Here is a 1,002-nt window from a genome sequence, read left to right as displayed (position 1 = left end):
CGCCTTTGTAAGGAGCGTCAAGAACATTCTGTTGTTGTTGCTGCTGACCAAGACCCACGGCAGCCATTGAAGCTGCGCCAGTACCTTGTGCTTGTAGAGCTCCCTGTGTATTAGCGAAGTCCATCTGTTGTCTCTGCATGTCAATCTGTCCGAACTTAGCAGCTAAATCATTTGCAATAGATTGGTTGTTCAGCATCTGACGAGAACCGCCAAGACCACCAGCACGACCTGCGCCTGCAGCGTTAAGGTTAAGTGCTTGTAAAGCTTGTTGTTGAGCGCCTTGTCTCATGCCAGAAAGATCAGTTTGTCCTGCCATTCCAGCAAGTTGTCCTTCAAGTCCAGTCTGAATACCAGCGGCACCTAAGCCAGCTTGTTGAGCACCCAGTTGTGTTTGATTAAATCCTGCGGTCTGTCCTAGTTGACCAGCGTCATATAGACCCTGTAGTTCCTCCAATATGGAGCCAGCTTGATCTTGAAACTGCGGAGCGTATCCGCTAATTGTAGTAGTAGTTGTTGAGGCCATGCCTTCTTCTCCTATATCTTTAATGCCGCTTTAAGCGACTTCCGCATTGTAGTGTACCGTTCGGTCCACCCTGCTTTCTCTAATTGTTTTACAAAGCCCCTGCGTCCTGTCAGTTCTAGACAGTCCACTTCAGGATGCTTCTTCATTTCTTCTTCAAATATCTTGGACCATTCTGCAATGTCTCCATCAGTATCTCCAGCCAATGTCATGATATGCATAGCTGTGAAGTTGTGATACTGTAAGTATTTAGTTGTGCCAAAGGCGACTGGGCAATTGTCCTTTAGGATCTCCCATATCTGAAACATAGCAGGTTCCGTAATAACGCTTTGCATTATTTGAACCGCTGTCCACTCGCCGCTGCTGTACTTAAGAGCCCCGTGTATATGCTCCTTGAACTCCGTGTAGCGTTCAAGTGCTTCCTCTACTGGAAGCCTTCTTATTTCATAAGACATTAATAGCGGCAACGGAGTTTATTAATG

Annotated in this window: 2 protein-coding genes; both read right to left on the bottom strand. The window is 46.6% G+C overall.

Annotated features, from left to right (window positions below):
- Positions 1–523: hypothetical protein (locus AC30RD_RS09980; protein ID WP_489494420.1), on the bottom strand; the 523-nt coding region annotated here is incomplete at its 3' end.
- A gap of 11 nt (positions 524–534) precedes the next feature.
- Complete coding sequence (locus AC30RD_RS09975; protein ID WP_489494419.1) at positions 535–975, bottom strand: hypothetical protein; 441 nt, start codon at positions 973–975, stop codon at positions 535–537.
- Between the last annotated feature and the right edge of the window lie 27 nt (positions 976–1,002).

It is taken from the genome of Nitrosophilus sp. (assembly GCF_982775275.1).
This window is presented reverse-complemented; position numbering and strand designations above follow the sequence as displayed.